General features: G+C 48.7%; 18 protein-coding genes. 7 read left to right on the plus strand and 11 right to left on the minus strand.

Annotation, left to right across the window (positions count from 1 at the left end; genetic code table 11):
- The first annotated feature begins 1052 nt into the window (after positions 1-1052).
- Complete coding sequence (locus CUJ83_RS15240) at positions 1053-1544, plus strand: hypothetical protein (protein ID WP_230743329.1); 492 nt, start codon at positions 1053-1055, stop codon at positions 1542-1544.
- Between the two features lie 261 nt (positions 1545-1805).
- Here the strand turns inward: CUJ83_RS15240 and CUJ83_RS15245 are convergent, their stop codons facing one another.
- The 4 genes from CUJ83_RS15245 to CUJ83_RS15260 form a co-directional block, all read right to left on the minus strand.
- Complete coding sequence (locus CUJ83_RS15245) at positions 1806-2873, minus strand: hypothetical protein (RefSeq protein WP_230743330.1); 1068 nt, start codon at positions 2871-2873, stop codon at positions 1806-1808.
- Positions 2874-3118: 245 nt separating this feature from the next.
- Positions 3119-3619, minus strand: coding sequence for a cell division FtsX domain-containing protein (locus CUJ83_RS15250; RefSeq protein WP_230743331.1), 501 nt, complete (start codon positions 3617-3619; stop codon positions 3119-3121).
- A 94-nt stretch (positions 3620-3713) separates the two neighbouring features.
- Positions 3714-4478, minus strand: coding sequence for a winged helix-turn-helix transcriptional regulator (locus CUJ83_RS15255; protein WP_230743332.1), 765 nt, complete (start codon positions 4476-4478; stop codon positions 3714-3716).
- A gap of 20 nt (positions 4479-4498) precedes the next feature.
- Positions 4499-5389: a hypothetical protein gene (locus CUJ83_RS15260; protein WP_230743333.1), complete on the minus strand. Its 891-nt coding sequence runs from the start codon at positions 5387-5389 to the stop codon at positions 4499-4501.
- A gap of 458 nt (positions 5390-5847) precedes the next feature.
- Here CUJ83_RS15260 and CUJ83_RS15265 point away from each other — a divergent pair, with 458 nt between their 5' ends.
- The 5 genes from CUJ83_RS15265 to CUJ83_RS15285 all read left to right on the plus strand — a co-directional run bounded on the left by CUJ83_RS15265 (position 5848) and on the right by CUJ83_RS15285 (position 10446).
- Positions 5848-6753, plus strand: coding sequence for an ABC transporter ATP-binding protein (locus tag CUJ83_RS15265; RefSeq protein WP_230743356.1), 906 nt, complete (start codon positions 5848-5850; stop codon positions 6751-6753).
- A 2-nt stretch (positions 6754-6755) separates the two neighbouring features.
- On the plus strand, positions 6756-7838 hold the full coding sequence (locus CUJ83_RS15270) for an ABC transporter permease (protein ID WP_230743334.1): 1083 nt from the start codon (positions 6756-6758) through the stop codon (positions 7836-7838).
- A complete protein-coding gene (locus CUJ83_RS15275; protein ID WP_230743335.1) occupies positions 7835-9244 on the plus strand; it encodes a COG1470 family protein in 1410 nt (469 codons plus the stop codon). The genes CUJ83_RS15270 and CUJ83_RS15275 overlap by 4 nt, the downstream gene beginning before the upstream one ends.
- Before the next feature lie 88 nt (positions 9245-9332).
- The gene (locus CUJ83_RS15280) at positions 9333-9767 is read left to right on the plus strand and encodes a hypothetical protein (protein ID WP_230743336.1); all 435 of its coding nucleotides are present in this window, start codon (positions 9333-9335) and stop codon (positions 9765-9767) included.
- A gap of 115 nt (positions 9768-9882) precedes the next feature.
- The gene (locus tag CUJ83_RS15285; RefSeq protein WP_230743337.1) at positions 9883-10446 is read left to right on the plus strand and encodes a hypothetical protein; all 564 of its coding nucleotides are present in this window, start codon (positions 9883-9885) and stop codon (positions 10444-10446) included.
- Between the two features lie 38 nt (positions 10447-10484).
- On the opposite strand, the gene trpA is transcribed toward CUJ83_RS15285, so the two are convergent.
- Genes trpA through CUJ83_RS15320 form a run of 7 tightly spaced genes read right to left on the minus strand, consistent with a single transcriptional unit; the run spans position 10485 to position 17034 of the window.
- Positions 10485-11297 carry a tryptophan synthase subunit alpha gene (gene trpA / locus CUJ83_RS15290; RefSeq protein ID WP_230743338.1) on the minus strand — a complete coding sequence of 271 codons (813 nt, stop codon included), beginning with the start codon at positions 11295-11297 and terminating at the stop codon, positions 10485-10487.
- Positions 11294-12472: a tryptophan synthase subunit beta gene (gene trpB, locus CUJ83_RS15295; RefSeq protein WP_230743339.1), complete on the minus strand. Its 1179-nt coding sequence runs from the start codon at positions 12470-12472 to the stop codon at positions 11294-11296. Before trpB ends, trpA begins: the two co-directional genes overlap by 4 nt.
- Before the next feature lies 1 nt (position 12473).
- On the minus strand, positions 12474-13121 hold the full coding sequence (locus tag CUJ83_RS15300) for a phosphoribosylanthranilate isomerase (RefSeq protein WP_230743340.1): 648 nt from the start codon (positions 13119-13121) through the stop codon (positions 12474-12476).
- Positions 13118-14146, minus strand: coding sequence for an anthranilate phosphoribosyltransferase (gene trpD / locus CUJ83_RS15305; protein WP_230743341.1), 1029 nt, complete (start codon positions 14144-14146; stop codon positions 13118-13120). The genes CUJ83_RS15300 and trpD overlap by 4 nt, the downstream gene beginning before the upstream one ends.
- Complete coding sequence (locus CUJ83_RS15310; RefSeq protein WP_255668613.1) at positions 14143-14730, minus strand: anthranilate synthase component II; 588 nt, start codon at positions 14728-14730, stop codon at positions 14143-14145. The genes trpD and CUJ83_RS15310 overlap by 4 nt, the downstream gene beginning before the upstream one ends.
- A 1-nt stretch (position 14731) precedes the next feature.
- Positions 14732-16264, minus strand: a complete 1533-nt coding sequence (trpE, locus tag CUJ83_RS15315) for an anthranilate synthase component I (RefSeq protein ID WP_230743342.1) — start codon at positions 16262-16264, stop codon at positions 14732-14734.
- Positions 16264-17034 carry an indole-3-glycerol-phosphate synthase gene (locus CUJ83_RS15320; RefSeq protein ID WP_230743343.1) on the minus strand — a complete coding sequence of 257 codons (771 nt, stop codon included), beginning with the start codon at positions 17032-17034 and terminating at the stop codon, positions 16264-16266. Before CUJ83_RS15320 ends, trpE begins: the two co-directional genes overlap by 1 nt.
- A 183-nt stretch (positions 17035-17217) precedes the next feature.
- Here CUJ83_RS15320 and CUJ83_RS15325 point away from each other — a divergent pair, with 183 nt between their 5' ends.
- Positions 17218-17361, plus strand: coding sequence for a hypothetical protein (locus CUJ83_RS15325; protein ID WP_230743344.1), 144 nt, complete (start codon positions 17218-17220; stop codon positions 17359-17361).
- Positions 17362-17396: the final 35 nt, after the last annotated feature.

The following is a 17396-nucleotide window of genomic DNA, read 5'->3' on the forward strand; positions in this document are numbered from 1 at the left end:
GGAAGGCAAACCCTCAGAGATATAAACACTTTTTAATCCCATAAAAAGAAAAATATCTCAACACAAGAGGAAAACGCCTTCCAACAAAAACACCGAACAACCACTCACACACCAACGGAACTACTGGAGTCCATAGAGCTCTTAACTATGAAAAACTTTTTAATGGTCTCTGTAAAGACTTGCATGTAACATCTATTATGGTATCGATGTTCTGCAGTTATGCCTGTCGGATGGCAGGTAGACACGTAACCTCACAGAAACACGGAAACACAAAATTTTTTTTAGAATTTAAGGGCACAAAAACCCAAAGGTTCACTCACCAAACCACAAAGGGCTCCAGTATCACCGTCAACGCGCTAAAGTCTCTAATGCACGGCTTAATGCTCGAAGTGCTCTAAGTCACCAACGCTAAAACAAGACCCGAACATTCTCCAAAAACACTAAATTTTAACTGCACGGTTGACGCTTACACGACAAATAGCCCTGCTATAAGTCAAGGGAAACACAAACCGGGATATTAAACTTTCGTGCTTTGGAGAATGTTCGGGTCTTGTTTTAGCGTTGGTGACTTTGAGAGGTTAGTGCGTTGAGCCGGGCGTTAGAGGTGTTAGAGCGTTGACGGTGATACTAGAGCCCTTTGTGGTTTGGTGAGTAAATTCTTAGTGCTTTTCGTGACCTTAAAAAATCATATAAAAAAATTTTGTGTTTCCGTGTTTCTGAGAAATTACGTGTCTACCTGCCATCCGACAGGCACAACCATAAAAACTCCATCTCAAAGACCATTTAGTAAGACACATTTTTCATTCTTAAAACCTGAGCAAGACCCCGCTCATCAAAGATTTAGTGGTGAAAAATAGTGGACCTTCGAGCCCATAGAGCCCTTAACTATGAAAAATTTTGGCATACATATCATACTAGGAACAGATACAAAATCATGAGCAGGAGAGACAGGCTACTAAGCGGTAATGGTCCAACCGGAGACATAAATCATATATAACTGGGGATAATAGTACATATACCGGATAAGAAAGCAAATAATGCAGGCCTTCAATATGAAGCCCGATAACAGTAAAAACAGGGATAAAATGGAAAAAGAAGAAACTCAATCACTTGTTCTCGACGCTTCGAGCGTAGTCTTAGGTGCCGGTCTGTTCCTCCTGTGGAAGACCATTATTAACAGCCTGGTATACTCCGTAATGAAAATGGGCTACGGAGCGAGCCTCACCGAATTCATATATTCGGGACAGGTCATGCAGTGGCTTACTGACGGCCCCCTGTTATTGTTCATTGTCGGGACACATCTTTTCATTAATAATATCCGGGGACAGGACTCTAAAAAGCAGTTCGACATCGACATGATAAAAGGCATCCTTGCCGGCTTCATAATATGGCTTGAGGTATGCACTGTAATATCTATCGCACAGTACAGGCTGGACTATATGTTGAGCATTACAGCCGGGTATGCTTTGATGGTCATTATCGTGCTCGCTTTACTGGTCAAGATATTCAAGCTTGATAGGGATAAAGCCAAGTTGCATCTATGATCTTACTTTTTCAGACCGGCCATTTTCATTAATATCGGCGTATATCGCCCTTAGTTTACCGATCGTGAGAGAAATGATTTATAATACTTTTAAAGAGTAATATATGGCGAGCGCAGAGCAAGCCCCCTGATCCCGGGATAGTGGCCCCGGGGTCCTTAATTTTTAAAAACCATGATCCAAAAGGACAGAATTTATGGACGCTCCGGGAAAATACCGGGGCGTAAACAGATAATAATTGCATTTTTTTATGACGTTAAAATATCATACGTAGTCGTCAAACAATAATAGCCTGCTGCCGTCCTTGAAATTGGCATTGACGATAATATGGGATCCTGCGCGATCCATATCTACTGATGAGTATTTCCCCGGTTTTATGTCTTCCCCGGTCAGGTTCAGGAATGAGCCTATATAATATCGGGAACCGTTCACGATGCCGGCCGATGATAATGGCGAGTCCACAGGCGCCAGCGCAGTATCAAGGATGTTGCAGCCGTTCACGAAGATCGTAAAGGGCATTGAGTCATCCAGCAGGCCAGTGCATTCTCCGCCATGACAGATGATCGATATTGAGTCGTCCGCGATCCTCTCTATGCTCAGGCCGTATGGACCGTATGGCGTACTATAGGCGAGCCCGCATACGCATCCGACTGTCGAAGATGCCGGAGGGGCGGCCAGCAGGATCAATAATACTGCGGCTATCTTAAAAATGACCTTAGAGGAGTCATTCTTTTTAGCGTTATATTTGACCTTGCTTTCTTTTCGTAACAAAAAATGAGTGTATACGTATGCCGCGATCGCTCCGAGGGATACGCATATCAGACAGGACAAAAAGAAGAACTCTATCCCGGCAATTAAAGATCCGTAGCCGTAAAGAGGCGTGTTCATGATCGTGTCGCCCAGCCGGTCATAAGCGGACATATTCGGGTTTGTTGGATGGTTTAGAAGGAATCCAAGGTTAAAGAGTATTATGAGCAGGACCAAAAATACCGGCATTATCACGAGCGCTGCGGTTACGCCTGCTATAAATGCGCTGATCAAGGATTCTTTAAATACCGGGGAGGAAGTAATGTCGCGGTTTTTCTTAAATAGTGTGTTTGTAAGGGATACGGACATGATCCCTCCCATCATCAGGATACCCGCTTCGGACATCAGCAGGTGTATGTCCCTGACTAAAAAGAACCTCCAGTTATATTCGACCGGGAATGACCAGACAGAGCCGATGACAAAGAACGCGGCGATAAAAAGAATACCGCAGACCAGTCCGGCCGCAATAGATCTACCGATAAATGAAAAATATTCTTTTACCGACCACTCTGGAAATATGCCCATGATGTCCATACCCTTGATATTCTGGATATTACGTTAAAATCAATTAACTCTCAATCTTATAGTATATAATCTTTGTATCGGAATATCAGTACATATATGCTGGAAATAGTTCTTTTTACCGGATCCGGTTGAAGATTATCGCCGGAGTAGCGATACACCTATCGATATAAGATCAATAGTCTTCGCATGATAGCCTCAAATCGAAATTAAAATTATTTTTGACCCTGTGGATTTATTAGCCGGCTTTAAAGCTTCGGGAAAAATTTTTTGAGGTAAGGCTTTAACGTGTAATACTCCAGGCCGCCGAGGATAGATACTAACGGGTGCAGTATCAAATAAAACAGGTACACTATAACCCAGAAGCTGTTCATTTCCAGGCCGTAAAGGAACCTGTTCGCGGAGCCGCCGTAGACGAAGAACAGGCCTATTGCCGATAATAATAATGTCTCCACGGTCATTTTTATTGTTCCCGCGCATCCCGACGCCAGTATAACGTCTATGAGGTTAACGCCTTTCATATGCGACAAATGCACTGACAGTGACCCTATGGCCCCGACTATCAGAAAAGATATGACGATCCATAGGACGAACCATAACAGGCCTTCATAGATGACATCAAAGGACTGTCCGGACTGATCGGCAAGGTCAGGATGTATCATCTGTACTGTCAGGTACAGCAGGGCGATAGCGATCACGCTTCCCAGTATACCTGCCATTATCGCCGGCCTAAGTCTCGAGCCCATCATATCATCCTGAAAAAACTATGTTGAATATAAAGGAGGAATATTTAACACTTACCCACAGACAGGCAGAATAAATATAATATTAAAAAAATTAGATTTATTCCTTCATCATACCAGGACACTGGTAATTCAGCGGTATGAACTTTCTTAGCACTTCTTTCGAGCCCGTATTAATAAAGTATTTTTTGAACTTCCCGTCCTGCTCCGCCTCTACAATGTTATCGGCGATGAACTTTTGTATATACCAGTGGACAGTGCTCTTGTCCAGCCCGAACTTTTCCGAAAGCTTCTGGTTCGTGATGCCCGGCTCGTCCAGAATGGCCTGCAGCATGGACCGGCTGGTATCGTTCCTGAGATGTGACGTTATCACTTTTTCGCTTTCGTCCATGCCCATGGAGTTCCGGTAGATGCGGGTGAACTTGCCCATTTTTTGAAGGATGATCTTGCCTTCCTGCTCGAGCATCTGGATATGATATTTTACTGTGCCGTTCTTCATGTTCCGGGACGATGTGATCTCCGAAGGAGTGCATCCCGGGTTACTCACCACATAATTAAAGATGATCTGCCTGTTCCTGTTGGCCAGGACGTTCTGCATCCTGTTTATAATGACAGGGGCCAGGCCTATGGCGCCGAGCACTATGAGCAGGCCGTCCGCTATCGCGGCGATCTTTATCCACAGCGGAAGGTCAAGGTAGGATACGGAAGCGGCGTCCGTCATTTCTGGAGAGATACCGATATCTCCGGCCGGCTTGACCACGTAATCGCCGGGGCCTTTTGAGAGAGGTAATAAAAACACTGAAGCAATGATTATCGCGCTAAGCACCAGTATTGACACTGCCACAAGCTTCAGATCGATCTTCATGGTACGTTCTCCGTTTTTGACTATTCGCATCCTGTGCGGATATAATATTCTTCTTTGCCCGCGATATCAATGCCATTAACCTTAAGGTTCCATTGCCCCGTCGCGAGCCCGTCCTCATTCGAGACCTCCAGGTTGATACGTCCGTCCATCTCGCCGTCTGAATCATCATAATACGGCCCGAGGATATGGCCGTCAGGCGTGTATATCAGAAGCCTGAGATCGTTCTTCGGCTCCTTCCATTTCATGTCGACTACCAGGGATGTGCTGGCTTCGCTGACTTCGCACTGGTGCCAGTTTGTCTGGCCCTGTAAAATATCGTTGTTAAGCTCTACCTCCGGGAAGTCATTTAAGACCGGCATCCCCTGTCGCTTAAACATGATGCCGCCATAGAACACACAGTCGAAAGTCCCGTCTTCGACCGGGACGGACTCAGGAGGGGGCACACGGAAGTACCTCGAAGGGGGGCCATCTTCGCTGAAATTCATCATGAAGCCGGCCATATATTTCAAGTCGAAATTTTCCGGGGTCACTCCGTCCGGATGCATTTTCATCCACATCAGCGGAATGGATTCCTGCCTGTGATCATTGGGCCTCAGCACGAGCATCTTTCCTGCCATAAAGCTATCCTTTGAGACAGGGAAAGGCTTCTCATGCATCGATCCTTCATGGAAAATAAAATCACAGGATAAGTTGGGATCTCTAAGATCGAGCACCATTGTCGTGTAGTTCACGTCGGAAAATTTTGAGACCATGCCGATGTCAATGTCTTTCACCGGAATGGCATTCATCGCTATATCCGCACTGGCTTCTTCGGCCATTCTTGCCGTGCCCGTCACCTGGCCAAAGGAGCTATAAGACAGCGATATCATCAAAAGCCCGAGCAGTAAGATAATCCCACTCTTTTTAAGCATTAATACCGATAGGATATGTTATTTCATGGCTATTTAAGCATTTTGACCATATTGTCCAACTGAAAGATAAAAATAGCTGTACTGTAGCTTGATACACAAGCATTTACAGAGCGTATGATTAGCATATATCAGGATTTTTCGAAAGCCCGAAGGCCCCGGGATATTACGATATCCCCGGGTCTTTGAGCCTCCGGGTGAAACAGGCTTGTGTTTTTTATATTTGGGTAAGATTTCGCAGAGGATTAACTGGCTTATCCGGTTTTAATAGGGTGGTTAATTCCCGGGTGATGTTTTATTTCCCGTGCCACATCCAATAAAAATGTTAATTAGCATACCTTTTAAGCTTTTTGACCAAATCGTCCAACTGTGGCAGGATAGTTGGACGATATGGCGAGAAATCATTTATAATCACTTCTCTAATGCCTCGTGTGGAAGCACTCGAAAAGGAGATGGCTTTAATGATAAGGACAGAGAACCTGACAAAAATTTACGATGGCGTCAGGGCCGTGGACTCACTCTCCCTTGAAGTGAAAGAGGGAGAGGTATTCGGGTTCCTGGGCCCCAACGGCGCCGGAAAAACGACGGCTATCGGCATGATGGTCGGATTGATAGAGCCCGCGGAGGGGAAATGTCTCATCAATGGCGTCGACGTGATCAAGAACCCGCTCGACGCAAAGAGGATGACAGGATACCTCCCCGACGGAGTAGGCTTTTATGCTCACCTTAGCGCAAGGCAGAACCTGAAATATTTCTCGAAGTTCTATGATATGGAAAGCGGGGATGCTGACAGGCGTATTGCCGAGCTTCTGGACTATGTAGGGCTCGCCGGAGTGGAGAAGCCCGCAGGAAGCTTTTCCAGAGGCATGAGGCAGAGGCTTGGACTGGCTCAGGCGCTTTTGAACGACCCCGAGATAATATTCATGGACGAGCCGACCAACGGCCTGGACCCGCAGGGCGTGATGCAGTTCAGGCACGCGATAAACGATCTTGCGAGGAAGGGCAAGACGATATTTTTCTCATCCCATATCATGGAAGAGGTGCAGCAGGTATGTAATACGATAGGCATCATCACCAAAGGGAAACTGATTGCGAGCGGCACGATCGAAGATGTAAAGAGGAAGATGAGCGGCAGCGACAGGTACACCATCCTGATCAAAGTGGCCGGCGACATGCCAAAGCTTGCCGACACAAGGATCATGGACGCCGTATACAATAACGGAAGCGCGGTCATAGAATCTTCTATAGACATCAGGGATGACATATCGACAGAGCTTTACGGGAAAGGTGTCAGGATACGCGAGCAAAGGCTGGTCGAAAGGTCTCTTGAGGACGTGTTCCTGGAAACGGTATACGGAGGAGCGTAAAAATGAAAAAAGAACTTATCGTAGCTAAGAAAGAGTTTAACGATCATCTTACCAGCAAGCGCTTTTTAGTCATCCTGGGTGCCCTTATATTACTGTCCATCGTCGGCATAATCTCGGGGATAACCGAATACAACTCCCAGCTAGATGATTACAGGGCGAATATGCAGGGAGCGTCGCAGATAATGATGGGCCCGCAGCAAACTCAAATGCCCACCGTGCTCCTTGTATTTCAGAGCATCAACGACTACTTCCTTATCATAGGATTGGCGCTTGCCGTATCCATGGGATTTGACGTCATATCGCGGGAAAAAGAGGACGGCTCGTTAAAATCGTTATTGACGCATCCCGTGTACAGGGATTCTATCATTAACGGAAAGACCATCGGCTCTGTATCGATGCTTACCGTGGTGCTTGCAGCAATGTTCCTCATGACCATCGCGTTCATGCTGTTCTGCGGCCTTGTTCCGACGGGCGATGACATGGTAAGGATAGGCATGTATTTCGTCATGACCTTGCTGTACTGCGTCACGTTCTTCTCGATATCCCTTGTGATGTCTACGTGGGCTAAAAACTCGGCCATGTCAGTAGCATACACTCTTGGCGTACTGCTTTTCGTAGTATTGCTGCCCATGCTGTCGTTCAACATTGTCGGACTGGCGATGGGAGAGGAGCCGGATATGCTGGTAGTGTCAACAGATGCTCAATCCGCGAACTCCCAGGACATCAGGATCAACTCTGGCAATCCCGGTAACTCCACCAGGCAAATGATGACGATCAGCCCGGAATATACGTCCTACTGGGAGACAAGAAACCAGATAACGGGCATTATCAACATGATATCGCCCGTGAACAACTTCCAGTGTATATCCGAAGTATTGTTAGAAAAACTCAAATCGCCTATCAGCACTATTGCCGGATCTAACGTCCGGGTCAACTTCCAGACTTACGGCAGACTGCCGTCCAGCGAGATATATGCGACGGATTCGCTGTCATCGGTGATCGTTAACATAATATCGCTGATAGTGATCTCAATAGTGGCATTAGCGGCATCCTATGTTAAGTTCATGAGGGCGGATGTAAGATGAAAAACAGTAGGATCATCCTGCCGCTATTGATGCTGTTGCTGACGGCCTCCGCGATCCCTGCGTCTGCGGACAGCGGGTACCAGACAGTTTACTCGAACTGGGTGAACAGCGGAGAGATAGTACAGGCGAACGGATGCTATGTCAATATTACAGTAGCAGGCCCGGGATATGTTCATGCGGTGGTAAAGAGCCCGGAATACCCTGACGGCGATGTGACAATATCGACAGGCAACTCGTACTACTATTACGGTGTGATCAAGATCTACGTGGTGGAAGTGGACGAGTCAATAGGTCGTGCCCTTGTGGACATCTCCAAACCTGTCGATTCGGTAGAGACCTCAGGCACCACGCTGACCTGTGATGTCCCCGGACAGTTAGCGCTGGGCGGTGACAGCATATCTTTCCCCATCATCATAAAGAACGATAACGGGGATGATAAGACATATACCCTTTCGTCTTCAAGCGATGCGGGCTGGGAGACAGGCTTCATGTACGGGGATAAGGGTATTTACAAGATATATGTCCCTCAAGGCCAGTCGAAGACCGTTAACCTCGTGGTGGAAACAACGGCCAGCAGCGACATAGGAGAAAAGAAGGTCACCGCAAAAGTTGACAGCCTGAGTATTGACCTCTATGTATATATCACGAGCGTGAACCAGACCACAGAGATATCTTCCAGGTATAGCTCGAAAATTTCGTCCATAGGGGAGAAAAGCCTGTACGAGCTGAGCATTAAGAATATCCAGTCAACGGAGAACAGTTACGGCCTCTCTGTGGACGGGCTTCCTGAGAACTGGTATTACAGGTTCAAGGAATCCTCGACGAGCACTGATGAGATGGCCGAGGTCATCGTACCGGCTGATTCAGTAAAGACCATCATTCTGGAGATAGTCCCGCCTTACAGCGTTACTGAGGGAGAGTATAACTTTACGGCAAAAATCGAGACACCTGATGGTGTCACTATAGAAAAAGACCTGACGTTAAAGCTGAAGAGCAGCGTCGGCATGACCGTGACAAGCTCAAAGCTCGCCTATGATTCAAAGCCGGGCGAAACATTCAGCATCGACGTGTACGTCACGAACGACGGCACGGGCGGAACTCTGACTAACGTCAATCCGGAAGTGACCGCTCCTGACGGATGGGTCATAAATTGCTATCCGGAAATGATCAGCACTATCAAAGCAGGCGAGACGCAAAAGTTCACGATAAGCGTCCAGTCGCCGGGCAATATCGTCGCCAGCGACTATGAAGTAGATATAGATGTGAACAGTGATCAGGTCATGAAAGAAAAGACCTACAGGATCACGATCGCGACCGAGTCCTACATACCGTACATTGGCGGCGCGATCATTATAATGGTGCTGGCAGGGCTTGTCCTGGTGTTCAGGAAATACGGGCGCAGATAAATGCGCCTGTTATCGCTTTTTTTAGCCAGAAGTTAGCAGGAGGCTTTTTATAAATGGATTAAAAAATTAAGGATTGGCCATAGACCATATGGCCGGCCAGTATCGAGAGGAACCGGACATGGAATGGCAAAACGGCCTCAAGGAACTATCAAGGAATAACCTGTACCTTGCTGTCTTTATAATATCTGCTATAATTGTCATGATAGGCGTTTTTATGACTCTTTCCGTCTCGGTGAAAAGCTTTTATCTTGTTTTTGAGGGTATAGGGCTGGCATCTCTTGTGTATTACTTATCCGACATAAAAATAAGGGACAGGATACGCCTCCTGTTTATCAGCCTGTCTTGCTTCGCGGCCGCATTCTGGTGGACAGGGTATTTTTACTTTATCAATAGCGAGGTAAATGCAGGATTATTCTATCTTTTGATAGGATTTGTTTTGATAGGTATAGTATTCTGGCTGTATCAGAAGAACATTAAAAAGTCGGGGGCCCAGGCAAAGATATCGGAGTTCGACGGCTTTTAATATAGATCATATATGTTTGTTCACTTTTACTGAGAGAGATTATTTATAATTCCATTTTTAAATTATGTGATAGTAGACGACCGTACTGGAAAATTGATCCGGTCAAGGTGCTGACATGGACGGGAACATGATAATGGGCATGCGTCATTCGGGCTGGATAAGATTAGCCCTTGAGACAGTATCAGTATTTGCGATATTTTTTATCGGGATATTTTTCTATAACGGAGATCCCGATATGGCGATAATAGTATCCTTGTCTGTAGCCCTGTTCTACCTGCTGGTCTATGTGCTGACAGGAAAAAGCATGTTGAGGCGTTACGTTCCGGAAGAGGAGATCGAATTAAAAAATAGAGGCTCGCTAGGGGTGCTGGCATCGCTGGCATTCTTCGCGGTAGGGCTTGTGACCGTGACCGAAAACACCATCGTTTTTTCGTCAACTATATTTACCGGGCTTTTTATCTTTTTCTCTTCGCTGGGAATGCTGACGGAAAGGAACAGGAGGATGCTCAATATGGTGGCTGCGATATCGCTTCTGCCGATACCTTTTATCATTTCCGTGGACATCGAGGACGTATATGTTAAAGCGCTATTATACTTGATCGGTGCAGCGTGGCTTTTCTTTATCCTGTCAGGAGCATACGGGATGATCATAAAAAAGAAAACGAAGCAATATGGCTGAACCCTAAAGGACCGGCTCGCTGTAAGAGTCCGCCATATTCATTTCTTGCTCACTGTCATTGCTTTTAACGGGCTGGTGCCCGATTTAAGGCCTTTTAAGAAATCGATTATATCACCCATTGTTGATCCCTTTCCGATACGGTCCACGATCGCGCTACCGACTATAGCCCCGTCGGCCCCCATGCCGATAATTGACTGTACTTGTTCGGGCCGGGAAATGCCGAAGCCTACGGCAACGGGTATGCCGTTAGAACATTTTATTGTAAGATCAAGTGTCTGCTTAATGCTCTTTGAGATACTTTCCCTTGCCCCTGTCACTCCCATAGTCGATACCAGATAAACGAAACCTGATGCGTTATCCAGTATCATCGACATCCTTTCAGGGGAAGTATTCGGCGTCACGATGTTGATATAGTCCACGACTTCAGACTTACATAGTGCCCTGACATCGCCGCTTTCTTCATATGGCAGGTCGGCTATTATCAGTCCCGCGACCCCGGTCCTTGCGCATTCTTTAATGAAACGCCCGACACCATACTGCAGCACGATATTGTAATAGGTGAGATACACTATCGGGACCTTTTTATCCAGCCTTTCGACTATCTCGAACGCCTTATCCGTGTTCATGCCCGCTTTCAATGCCCGGTCTACGGCAGCCTGTATCACGGGGCCGTCCGCTATCGGGTCCGAGAACGGGACGCCCAGCTCAAGCACGTCCACATTGCCCGAATCTATCAAGGATTGGGCTATCATTAAAGATTCTTCGGGAGAAGGATCGCCTAACGTGATGTAAGATATCAGGGCTCCCTCATGCCTGCTCTTGAGAGTCTCGAATTTTTCTTTTAGCCTCATATGGAGACCCCCATTTGCTTCGCCACTGTCTCGACGTCCTTATCTCCTCTTCCCGACAGGTTGACTATAACTGTGTCGTTTTTCTCAAACCCTTTGCTGTTCTTTATCGCCCATGCGACCGCATGTGAGGACTCCAGCGCCGGCAGTATGCCTTCCACCATTCCCAGTTCCTGGAAAGCGAACAGCGCTTCGTCGTCCGTTGCATAGCTGTATTCTGCCCTTCCGACATCCCTTAACAATGCATGTTCCGGCCCTACGGCGGCATAGTCGAGCCCTGCGGAAACGCTGTGCGTATCCTGTATCTGGCCGTATTTGTCCTGAAGCACATACGTATATGATCCATGCAGCACGCCTTTTGTGCCGGTCTGGAACCGCGCCGCGTGCTTGCCGGACTCTATCCCGCAGCCGCCGGCTTCCACGCCCACAAGGCGCACATTCTCATCCTTCAGGAAACCGGAGAATATCCCTATCGCATTGCTGCCTCCGCCGATGCATGCGACGATGCACGAAGGTAGCTTTCCCTCGCGCTCAAGTATTTGAGCTCTCGCTTCTTTCCCGATAACGCTCTGGAAATCCTTTACCATGGCAGGGAACGGGTGTGGCCCGTAGGCGGTACCGAACAGGTAATGAGTGTCATCGAGACAGGTGACCCAGTGGCGCATGGCTTCGCTTATGGCATCCTTCAGTGTGCGCGTGCCGTTCTTCACAGCGACGACCTCCGCGCCCAACAAACGCATCCTGAACACGTTCATCTTCTGCCTTGCGATATCGACTTCGCCCATGAATATCGTACACTTCATCCCGAGAGCCCTGGCAGCGGTCGCGGTAGCCACTCCATGCTGGCCTGCGCCTGTCTCCGCTATCAGCCTCCTCTTACCCATCTTTTTAGCAAGAAGCGCCTGTCCGATCGTATTATTGATCTTGTGGGCGCCGGTGAATGCCTGGTCCTCGCGCTTGAGATATAACTTAAGCCCATACTTCTCGCTCATGTTCCTTGCGAGCGTGAGCGGTGTGGGCCTGCCAACGAACTCTTTTAGATAATTTTCAAGCTCGGCCCTGAAACCGGGGTCGTTCCGGTACCTTTGGTATCCTTCATCCACGTCTTTCAATGCCGGCACAAGCATCTCCGGGACATACATGCCCCCGTATTCCCCGTATCTTCCTGTCTGCAGCATTTCAGGCCTCCCTTGCACCGATGATAAAGTCCCTGACCAGGTCAATATCTTTTATAAAGCTCTTTTGCCCCTTCATTTCCACTCCACTTGATACGTCCACGGCGAACGGCCTTACTGACCGTATCGCATTCCCTACGTTCGACGGCGACAATCCGCCGGCAAGGATCACCGGCATCGATAGTGCGGAGACTATCTCTCCGGATATCGACCAGTCATGTGTTGCCCCGCTTCCGCCTTTAGCGGGTGATGCCGTGTCCAAAAGGATTGCGTCGGCAGAACCCTTGTATGAAAGCGACCTTTCTACCTCGGCGCCTTCGCCCACATGTATGGTCTTTATCAGGCGAATTCCCGGAAGCGCCTGTCTTATTCTCAAGAGCGTTTCCGGAGACTCGTTCCCGTGAAGCTGTATGGCGCCCGGCCTGATCCTCAGCGCGGCGTCGATCACTTCCTCATGGGACGAAGGCATCATCACGATGACCGGCGTGATGAACGGCGGAAGCCTTCTCGTTATTTCCCTCGCTTTCTCTACCGTTATGCGGCGGGGGGAGACTTTAACGTTGACGAGCATTCCCACTGCGTCGGCTCCGGCCATCGCGCAGCTTACGGCGTCCTCAACGCTGGTGACACCGCATATCTTTACCCTGGTCATGCGTATGCCTCCGCAAGCCGGGAACTTTTTAGGTAGGCATTCATTATTTCAAATGCTCGCCCTGAGTCTATAGACTCCGATGCCAGTTCAAGCGCGTCCTCTATCGAACCTGCCTTTCCGCCGACATATATGCCGCATGCCGCGTTCAATAATACCACGTCTCTCTTCGGGCCTTTCTTCTTTTCTTGTAGTATATCGCGGGTTATCAGGCAGTTCGAATATGGATCGCCTCCCTGCAGGTCTATGACTTTTACCTCCCGTATGCGGAAATCGGACGGGTGGATGCTGTATATCTCTAGCTTTCCGTCAGTGACCTCGCATATCCTGGTCGGCCCGATAGTAGAGACCTCGTCCAGCCCGCCCACACCATGCACCACAAGTGCTTTTTCGACACCCAGGTCCGACAGGACTTTTGCGATGAGCGGTAAAAGCTCTTCATCGTATACTCCCATGACCTGCGCCTTTGCAGAAGCAGGATTAGTGAGAGGGCCCAGAACGTTGAACACGGTCCTTATCCCGATCTCTTTTCTGGGCCCGATGGCATGTTTCATGGCCGAATGAAATAATGGGGCGAACATGAAGCCAAAGCCGATCTCCTCTATGTTGGCCCTGACCTTTTCCGGCGGCATGTCTATCTTTGCACCAAGGGCTTCCAGCAGGTCAGCGCTTCCCGATTTAGAAGTCACCGAGCGGTTACCGTGTTTAGCCACAGGCACGCCAGCCCCTGCCACTACGAAAGACGCTATTGTGCTGATATTGAACGTCTTTATGGCGTCGCCGCCTGTGCCGCACATGTCGACTAACCTTCCTCGCACTTTAGGCTCGATGCGATGGGCGAACTCCCTCATGACCCGGGCGAACGAAGCGATCTCGGATGCGGACCCGCCTTTCAGGCTCATCGCCGTAAGGAAACTGCCTATCTGCGCCTGGGTGGCCTCACCAGACATTATTCTCCTCATCGCGTCCTCTGCTTCCCCTGATGTAAGATCTTTTCCGGCCACGAGTTTTTGGATGTATTCCCTCATGCTTTCGAGCCCCCTTCAGATGCGCCGAAAAGGAAATTTTTCAACAGTGCCTTGCCGTTTTCCGTGAGGACAGATTCGGGGTGGAACTGGACTCCCTCAATCGGATAATCTCTGTGTCTTACTCCCATTATCTCACCGTCGGGGCTCGTGGCAGTGACCTTGAGGCATTCGGGCAGCCCGCTCTTTTTAATGGTCAGAGAATGATACCTGGCCGCGACAATGGGCTCTTTCAGCCCGGAGTATATGCTCTCGCCGTCATGCTCTATCCTGCTGGGTTTACCATGCATCGGTGCAGATGCCCGTGATACCGTCCCGCCGAACGCTATGCCGATACACTGATGGCCCAGACACACGCCCATTATCGGTATTTTCTTGCCCATCGTCCGGATGATGTCGACACACCTGCCTGCATCCTCCGGCTTTCCCGGGCCTGGACTGATGATTATCCTGTCCGGGGACAGGGACGCGATCTCTTCGGGGCCTGCCGTATTCGGCACGACCTCGGGCTCGCAGCCAAGCTCCCCGACGTATTGATACAGGTTATAAACGAATGAGTCGATGTTATCGATGATCACTACTTTCAACTTATTTGCCTCCTTTAATGGCATACCCTATGGCTTTCATCATCGCCGCCCCTTTGTTCATCGATTCTACGTACTCGTTCTCCGGAACGGAGTCCGTGACAATGCCGGCCCCTGCCTGAACATAGGCCTTTCCGTTCTTCAGGAGGATCGTGCGTATGGCGATGGCAAGGTCGGCGTTATCGTTAAAACAGAAATATCCGACGCAGCCCGCGTAAAGGCCGCGCCTTCTTCCTTCCAGCTCTTCGATTATCTGCATAGCCCGGGTCTTGGGGGCGCCGGAGACTGTGCCGGCTGGAAATGTGGCTGCAAGCACATCTATGGCATCCTTATCATCCTGAAGCTCGCCCACAACGTTGGACACGATGTGCTGCACGTGAGAGTATTTTTCCACGGCCAGATAGTCGTTGACCACGACCGTGCCAAACCTGGATACCTTTCCTGCGTCGTTACGTCCCAGGTCGACAAGCATCACATGCTCTGCAAGCTCCTTAGGGTCGGCTTTCATCTCGTCCTCCAGCCGTTTATCATCTTCTTCTGTGGCACCCCTCGGCCTTGTCCCTGCTATCGGCCTTACAGTGACTTTGCGGTCTTCGACCTTTGCGAGGATCTCGGGGCTTGAGCCAGCGATGACAGTATCCCCGAACTCCAGGAAATACATGTATGGGGACGGGTTTATCTCCTTCAATGCCCTGTACAGAGCGACAGGGTCGATGTCCGCCGTTATCTCCGCACGCTGCGAGAGCACGATCTGAAATGCATCCCCGTCGAGTATGTATTCCTTCGCGCGCTCGACCATTTTTACGAACTGCTCTCGGGAAGTGGAAAACTTCACTTCCATGTGCTGTTCTCCGGAAGCGTGTTCCTCGAATCGGGGGGTCTCGCCTTTCATGGCTTCTTTCATTGACCTTATCCTGCCTATGGCAGCTTTCACCTGACCGTCACGGTCATTTCCGTCATCGATCGCGCTGGATACCAGCAGTGTCATTTTTTGCTCATGGTCATAGACGACGAGGTCTTTTACAAATAAAAGCTCGGCGTCCTGGCATCCGATGTCGTCGTCGGCAGTGTCGCCGATATTATCCACATACCGGATAAAATCATAGGAGATATATCCTGCAAGGCCTCCGAAAAATACGGGCACTTGAGGGTTATAACCGTAAAATGATTCCTCATGCACGAACACCGGCCTTGCAGGCTTGAAGCCTGCCATTATATCCTTTAAAAGTTTTACCGGCCCTCCAGGATAGTTCTCCACGATGGAACCGTCTATAGATATCTCCCCGTCCTTTATGGATATGACAGAGCCGCTGCTGCCGATGAATGAGTATTTTGCAGATTTTCCGCCTGTGTCGGCAGATTCTAACAGAAATGAATAGGCTCCCGGGCTCTTAAGTTTTAAATATGCCTCAAGAGGGGTGATCTCGGGCCGGATGGCTTCTATCACCGGGATGACATTTGAAGGCCTGGAACGCCTTCTTTGTATATTATCTAAGCTAAGCGTATCATGCTTTCCGTAGAAACGTGTCTCCTGCATTACAGTTCGCCCCCTTCCACGAACGCTTTGAGCAGTGCCGAGGGATACGCCGACATCATCAATGCGCTGCCTATAAGGGCCGCGTCGCAAAACTGAAGCACATATCTTAGCTGTCCGGGGTCCTCTATCCCGGAAGCGCTGACCCTGACGCCTTCGACAAAACCTGCAAGCCTTTCAGTCCTTTTTATGTCGATCTTGAGAGTGTCCTTGTCCCTGTTATTTATCGCGAACAGCTTTGCACCTGCGGATACTGCACGGCCGGCATCTTCTTCGCTATGGATCTCGACCAGCGGCTCCATACCGTACCTGCGGGACTCAGATATCATTTCTCCAAGACCTTCGCTGTCAAAAAATGAGGATATGAGAAGCAGGCTGTCAGCGCCGTAATGATAGGATTCTTTCACCTGGCTTATGTCGAAAAGAAAATCCTTTCTCAGTACCGGCACCTTCCTGTCTCTCGATACTTCCTTGAGCGTATTGAGCGAGCCCCGGAAAAATTTTGGCTCGGTGAGGACCGATATCCCGCATGCGCCGCTATTTACGAACGCCTTGCTGATCTGGCGCGGGTCATCGATCTTTCTTAACTGCCCCGCTAGAGGCGATGCAGGCTTGATCTCCGCTATCACCGGGTTTTTACCTTCCGCTTTCGCCCTGCAGATAGAGTCGATAAGGCTCATGGGCTTTCTGATGACCTTGACCTCCTGGTCGAAGGGCCTGAAATCTTTCATGCGGGAGCGCAATATGCTGTTAAAGTCCAATTCACTCACCATGTACAATTTAGTACATTATTGTATATTATTATACACAATAGCCATTATATAAACGTTACTCATTGAGAATGTGCAATAAAAAAGACATTTAAAAGACTCCCTGAAAAATGTACAAATATATACGTATAAACCGCAAAGGATTTTAAATTCGAGCGCTTATATACCATGCACAGGGAGCGCAGCATGTTCGAGGATATAATTAAGAAATATTTTACCAACGAAGAAGGCGTCTTCGAATTTAACGAGCATATAGACAAGTTCGCGCTTATCTACGCCGGGATGATACTGGTGACCAGCATAATGCTAAAGGCGCTAGGGGTAATATGATCGTGATTAAATGAACGGCCGCTTATTCGTAGACC

The organism is Methanooceanicella nereidis (assembly GCF_021023085.1).
GTDB lineage: Archaea > Halobacteriota > Methanocellia > Methanocellales > Methanocellaceae > Methanooceanicella > Methanooceanicella nereidis.

Coding starts and splice junctions, on each gene's coding strand:
- CUJ83_RS15250 (WP_230743331.1), bottom strand. CDS start 3,619: ATGATGGGCTCGAGACTTAGGCCGGCGATAATGGCAGGTATACTGGGA.
- trpA (WP_230743338.1), bottom strand. CDS start 11,297: ATGAGGCTAAAAGAAAAATTCGAGACTCTCAAGAGCAGGCATGAGGGA.
- CUJ83_RS15320 (WP_230743343.1), bottom strand. CDS start 17,034: ATGGTGAGTGAATTGGACTTTAACAGCATATTGCGCTCCCGCATGAAA.
- trpD (WP_230743341.1), bottom strand. CDS start 14,146: ATGAGGGAATACATCCAAAAACTCGTGGCCGGAAAAGATCTTACATCA.
- CUJ83_RS15260 (WP_230743333.1), bottom strand. CDS start 5,389: ATGCTTAAAAAGAGTGGGATTATCTTACTGCTCGGGCTTTTGATGATA.
- CUJ83_RS15240 (WP_230743329.1), top strand. CDS start 1,053: ATGAAGCCCGATAACAGTAAAAACAGGGATAAAATGGAAAAAGAAGAA.
- CUJ83_RS15270 (WP_230743334.1), top strand. CDS start 6,756: ATGAAAAAAGAACTTATCGTAGCTAAGAAAGAGTTTAACGATCATCTT.
- CUJ83_RS15275 (WP_230743335.1), top strand. CDS start 7,835: ATGAAAAACAGTAGGATCATCCTGCCGCTATTGATGCTGTTGCTGACG.
- trpB (WP_230743339.1), bottom strand. CDS start 12,472: ATGCTGCAGACAGGAAGATACGGGGAATACGGGGGCATGTATGTCCCG.
- CUJ83_RS15285 (WP_230743337.1), top strand. CDS start 9,883: ATGGACGGGAACATGATAATGGGCATGCGTCATTCGGGCTGGATAAGA.
- CUJ83_RS15265 (WP_230743356.1), top strand. CDS start 5,848: ATGATAAGGACAGAGAACCTGACAAAAATTTACGATGGCGTCAGGGCC.
- CUJ83_RS15300 (WP_230743340.1), bottom strand. CDS start 13,121: ATGACCAGGGTAAAGATATGCGGTGTCACCAGCGTTGAGGACGCCGTA.
- CUJ83_RS15255 (WP_230743332.1), bottom strand. CDS start 4,478: ATGAAGATCGATCTGAAGCTTGTGGCAGTGTCAATACTGGTGCTTAGC.
- CUJ83_RS15280 (WP_230743336.1), top strand. CDS start 9,333: ATGGCCGGCCAGTATCGAGAGGAACCGGACATGGAATGGCAAAACGGC.
- CUJ83_RS15245 (WP_230743330.1), bottom strand. CDS start 2,873: ATGGGCATATTTCCAGAGTGGTCGGTAAAAGAATATTTTTCATTTATC.
- CUJ83_RS15325 (WP_230743344.1), top strand. CDS start 17,218: ATGTTCGAGGATATAATTAAGAAATATTTTACCAACGAAGAAGGCGTC.
- trpE (WP_230743342.1), bottom strand. CDS start 16,264: ATGCAGGAGACACGTTTCTACGGAAAGCATGATACGCTTAGCTTAGAT.